The sequence below is a fragment of the Streptomyces mexicanus genome, assembly GCF_902506575.1.
Taxonomy (GTDB): Bacteria; Actinomycetota; Actinomycetes; order Streptomycetales; family Streptomycetaceae; genus Streptomyces; species Streptomyces mexicanus.
Window position 1 is genome coordinate 5856689 of sequence record NZ_LR732544.1, and the last position, 4860, is coordinate 5861548.

At 74.5% G+C, this 4860-nt stretch carries 4 protein-coding genes and 1 pseudogene; 2 read left to right on the top strand and 3 right to left on the bottom strand.

Annotation, left to right across the window (positions count from 1 at the left end; all coding sequences use genetic code 11):
* Window positions 1-125: 125 nt before the first annotated feature.
* Window positions 126-734 (bottom strand): annotated as a pseudogene (locus GV126_RS26140) (MFS transporter); the annotation flags it as partial.
* A gap of 306 nt (window positions 735-1040) precedes the next feature.
* On the opposite strand from GV126_RS26140, the gene GV126_RS26145 reads away from it, so the two are divergent.
* Window positions 1041-1619, top strand: a complete 579-nt coding sequence (locus tag GV126_RS26145) for a TetR/AcrR family transcriptional regulator (protein WP_159671412.1) — start codon at window positions 1041-1043, stop codon at window positions 1617-1619.
* Between the two features lie 449 nt (window positions 1620-2068).
* Here GV126_RS26145 and GV126_RS26150 read toward each other — a convergent pair whose 3' ends face one another.
* Window positions 2069-2788, bottom strand: a complete 720-nt coding sequence (locus GV126_RS26150; RefSeq protein ID WP_236570291.1) for a rod shape-determining protein — start codon at window positions 2786-2788, stop codon at window positions 2069-2071.
* A 178-nt stretch (window positions 2789-2966) separates the two neighbouring features.
* The gene (locus GV126_RS26155) at window positions 2967-3278 is read right to left on the bottom strand and encodes a TraR/DksA family transcriptional regulator (RefSeq protein WP_159671415.1); all 312 of its coding nucleotides are present in this window, start codon (window positions 3276-3278) and stop codon (window positions 2967-2969) included.
* A 433-nt stretch (window positions 3279-3711) separates the two neighbouring features.
* Between GV126_RS26155 and GV126_RS26160 the strand changes: the two genes are divergently transcribed.
* The gene (locus tag GV126_RS26160; RefSeq protein ID WP_159674105.1) at window positions 3712-4665 is read left to right on the top strand and encodes a sensor histidine kinase; all 954 of its coding nucleotides are present in this window, start codon (window positions 3712-3714) and stop codon (window positions 4663-4665) included.
* The last annotated feature ends 195 nt before the right edge of the window (window positions 4666-4860 follow it).

A 4860-nucleotide genomic window follows, 5' to 3' on the forward strand; every position in this document is an offset into this window, starting at 1 on the left:
GGAATCGGCCCAGTTCGGCACCGGCCGCTACGCCCTGCTGTTCAAACCCGGCACCTACCAGGGCCTGAACGCCCAGATAGGTTTCTACACCTCCATCGCCGGCCTCGGCCTGTCCCCCGACGACACCCCGACAGCAGCCCGGCACCGAGCCAACTGACGCTTCCCTCGGCCCTGTTGCGGGACTCCGGGACGTACCGCACGGCTATGAGCGCGGTGACGGCGACGACGGCGACCGGGATCCAGAACAGCCACCGGTAGTCGAGGGCGGACACGATCGGCCCGGCCGCCACCATGCCGACGCCGCCGCCCGCGGCGATCACGGCGGACAGGCTGCCGATCCTGCCCGGCACCCCGGCCGGCGCGAACTCGTCCCGGACGATGCCGAAGGACAGCGGGAACAGGGCGCCGCCGACACCCTGGACGACACGGGCGACGATCAGCACGCCGATGCTCGGCGCGAGCGCGGCGAGCAGGCAGCCGGCCAGCACGGTCAGCAGGACGGCCACGAGGGTGCGCTTCTTGCCGGTCAGATCGCCGACCCGGCCGAGGATGGGGGTGAAGACCGAGGCGGACAGCAGATACGCCGTCATGACCCAGGTCGCGGTGGACTGCGAGGTGTGCAGCGCGTGCTGAACGGTCGGCAGGGCCGGCGCGATCAGCGACTGCAGCATGGAGAACACGCCCGCACCGGTCGCGAGGACCGCGAAGGTGAGGCGGGTGGACTTGCGGGGCATGAAGGGCCTCTCCGGACAGGGGTGAGCGCGCTCGCCGTCCCGGGGGCACGGGCCCGGTGCGCCTTGGGGCACACGGGCATGCCGGGGGAACCGGCGAGCGGTCAGGGAAAGTGTCGGGTGAACGGGCGCCGCGCGCGGCGCGGGCCCGTGCGGGAGGTCGTACGCGGGTGTCGTCGCGCTGCGGTACGCGCGGCCGCAGGCACCGACGGCGCGACGGCACCCCCGCACTTGCTAAAGTGGAGGTGCCCCTCCACTGTAACGGAGGTACCCCTCCGGTTCAAACCGAGCCCGCCCCGGGAGGCACCCGTGACGCCCCAGCCGTTCCCCGTCAGCGAGATCGTGGCGTCCCGGCGGCCGCACCGGAAGGACGCCGCCCGCAACTTCGACGCCCTGCTGGCCGCCGCGCGCGAGGCTTTCGCCGAGCACGGCGCGGACGCCTCCCTGGAGGACATCGCCCGGCGCGCGGGCGTCGGCATCGGCACCCTCTACCGGAACTTCCCCACCCGCCGCGAGCTGTTCGAGAGCGTCTACGCGGACGAGGTGAACGAGCTGTGCCGGGTCGCCGAGGAGGTCGGCGGCCTGGAGCCGTGGGAGGCACTGACGGCCTGGCTGGAGCGGTTCGCCGGCTACATGGTGACCAAGCGGGCCGTCCGCGAGGCCCTGAACGACGACTCGGAGATCTTCCAGGCCTGCCGGGAGTCGATGTACGCGGCCGGCGGCCCGCTGTTCGAGCGGGCGCAGCAGGCCGGCCGGGCGCGGAAGGACATGACCTTCGTGGACCTGCTGCGGATGGTCGCGGGGATCACCGCGACCGCCTTCGACGACGACGCCCAGCGGCGGCGGGTCCTGTCCATCGCCCTGGACGGCGTGCGCGCGGCACGCTGAGCGCTCGGCACGACAGCTGCCCGCCCGGACAGCCGCGTGTGCCCGCCCGGCGGGACCATCGACGGTTCGGCCGTCACCGTCACGGCGCCCTGGTAGGGGGCCCGGGCGAGCACGTCCCGCACCCGCGCGGCCGTGCGGTGGGCCTCCCTGTACGGCCGCAGCGGGTAGTCCTTGCGCTGCCGCGTCCACGCCTCCTCGATCGCGTACCGGTCGACGGCCTCCGGCGCGCACCGACGCCGGCGCGTCCTCCAGCTCGTCCAGCCCCTTCTGCCACCGCGGCAGGGAGGAGCGGTCGGCGAGGGCCTGGCGGGCCACGTCGACCGGGGCGTAGCGGTAGGCGCTCCTGCGCCTGAGGTCCCCGGCCACGTCGAGCAGTCCGCGTCAGCGCGGCGTCGAACGGGGCCGGGGCGTGTCGCCCGCACCCCCCGCCCCGCCCTTCGGGCCGCCGTCTACGCCGGCCGGCCCGCGGTGAAGGGGTGGGTGTGGGCGGCCCGCAGCAGCTTGGCGGCGCCTCGCACGGCCGCGGTGTGCGGGGCCGGGGCCACCTTGAGCGGTGCGTGCAACCGTGCGGTGAGGCGGTAGGTGATCTCCGGCCGCAGAGCGCCTCCGCCGGCCAGCAGGACCCCGCGGCGCAGGGCATCGACGGTGAGCGAGGTGCGGTCCTGGCGGAGCATCGCGGTCAGCTTCGCTGCCACCGCCTCGACGATGTCCGATGCGGTGGTCGTCCCCTCCAGGTCGCTGGTCCCCAGCGCGGTGCGGCGCGCGTCGGTGACGGCGCCGTCGCACAGCAGCACCGCCTCGGTGAGGTGGGCGCCGATGTCCAGCACCAGCAGCGGCCGGGACAGGTCCGCGCCGGCGGCCAGCGCGATGCCCCGGGCGCTGGGCACGGTCAGCACGTGGCGCGGACGCAGCACGTCTACCGCCGCGCGCGCCCGGGCGCGGTAGGCGACACCGTCCAGGACGGGAGCGGTGACGACGATCAGGGGGCGGACGAGACGGGGCAGACGGTGGCCGAGCAGACGCTGCAGCATCCGGGCACACCCCGCCGTGTCGATGATGGTGCCGCGCTGGATGGGGTAGACGGCACCGGGGCCCGGGAACGTCACGGTGGGCACGTCGACGACCACGCCCCTGCCCGCGATCCAGGCGCGGGTACGGGCGCTGCCCATGTCCAGCGCGATGCCGCAGCAGCGCCGGCACAGCGGCCACGGCCGGTGTCGGCCGGCGGCGGCGTGGGGCGTGCTCCCGCTCTCGCCGATGGTGTGGTGTGTCACCACGTTCACCTCTTGTTCATCCCTGGTGCGGCAGGGCATAGGAGGCCGGTACGGGTCGGGGAGGGCAGGAGGCTCAGGCGGCGCGGCGCCCGCAGGCGACGCAGTGCCGGGTGTACGGGAGGATCTCCAGCCGCTCGGCGGGCACGGGCTTGCCGCAGCCGAGGCAGGTGCCGTACGTGCCGTCCTCGATGCGGGCGAAGGCTTCCTCGATCTCCTTCAGGACGCGCTCGATCGCGGTCCGCTGCGCGGACAGCAGATGGTCGTCCGTGGTCTGTCCGGTCTCCTCCAGAGCCTGCAACTGCGTCAGCCGGGAGCTGCGGGCGTGTTCCAGGCGCCGGCGGGCCTCGTGCAGGTGCGGATCGGTCCGGGGGACGTCAAGCGACATGGTCGTTCCTTTTCTCGGCGTCTCGACTTCGGGGCGTAGGGGCGTAGGGCTTTCGGACTCCGCGACCTCGCGACCTCGCGACTTCGTGACGTCATGACTTCGCGAGTGCGTGGCTTGGCGATGCCCGGTGCCCGGCGCTTTCGGCGGCGCTGGCCGTGCGGGGACGGGGTGCGTTCCGGTGCGTCCTCCACCTTGGCCGGTGCGGCGGCGGACGCCTATCGGGCGCGGACCCCATTTCCGGCGGGGCGAGGCACCCATGCGCCCGGCATGGGTGGTGCGTGCCGCGGGAAATGGGCTCCGGAGCCCATCGACGCAAGCGATGGAGTCACGGCAGGCTGGCCGGCAGGACCACTCAAGCACCCCGGGACCGCGGTCCCGGACGGGGTGCCCGACAGTGGAGGTGAACCCAGGTCGTAGAAGGAAAGGCGTGACCGTGTCCCTGTTCTGGCGGATCTTCGCCCTCAACGCCGTGGTGCTGGGCTCGGCCACCGCACTGCTGTTGTGGGCTCCGGTGACCGTGTCCGTGCCGGTGGTGCTCACCGAGGCGGTCATCCTGGTCGGCGGGCTCGCCGTCATGCTGGTGGCCAACGCCGCCCTGCTGCGCCTCGGACTGGCTCCGCTGGACCGCGTCACGAAGCTGATGACCACCGTCGACCTGCTGCGTCCCGGCCAGCGCCTGCCGGCCTCCGGGGGCGGTGAGATCGCGAAGCTGATCCGTACGTTCAACGCCATGCTGGAGCGGCTGGAGCGGGAACGGGCCACCAGCAGCGCCCGGGTCCTGCTGGCCCAGGAGGCCGAACGCCGCCGTATCGCACAGGAGTTGCACGACGAGGTCGGCCAGAGCATGACCGCGATCCTGCTGGGACTGAAGCGGGCCGCGGACGACGCGCCGGCGCCGGTGCGCAAGCAACTGCACGAGGTGCAGGAGATCACCCGGGAGAGCCTGGACGAGGTCCGCCGTCTGGTGCGCCGGCTGCGCCCCGGCGTGCTGGACGACCTGGGGCTGGTGAGCGCACTGACCTCGCTCACACAGGATTTCGCCACCCACACCGGGCTGCGGATCAGCCGCCGCTTCGACGCCGACCTGCCCGCGCTGGAGCCGGAGACGGAGCTGGTCCTGTACCGCGTGGCCCAGGAGTCACTGACCAACGCCGCCCGCCACGCGGACGCCGAACGGGTCGCCGTCGCCCTGCGCCGCACCGACGACAGCGTCGTCCTGGCCGTCACCGACGACGGCTGCGGCATCAAGGCCCCGCGCGAGGGGGCCGGGATCCGCGGCATGCGGGAGCGGGCCCTGCTCATCGGCGGCAGCCTGGAGATCACCCCGGCGCCCCGCGCCGGCACCCAGGTCCAGCTCACCGCACCCGTTTCCGGAAAGCAGCCCTGACCCATGCCCGACCCGACCACGCGAGCCGCCCCCCAGGCCCCCCCGCCCCGCCCCCCCACCCCCCCGCCCGCCCCCCCCCCCCCCCCCGCCCCCCCCCCCCCGCCCCCCCCCCGCCCCCTGCCCCCCCCCCCGCCCCCCCCCGCCGCCCGCCCCCCCCCCCCCCCCCGCCCCCCCCCCCCCCCCCGCCCCCCCCCC

Coding starts and splice junctions, on each gene's coding strand:
- GV126_RS26150 (WP_236570291.1), bottom strand. CDS start 2,788: ATGGGCAGCGCCCGTACCCGCGCCTGGATCGCGGGCAGGGGCGTGGTC.
- GV126_RS26155 (WP_159671415.1), bottom strand. CDS start 3,278: ATGTCGCTTGACGTCCCCCGGACCGATCCGCACCTGCACGAGGCCCGC.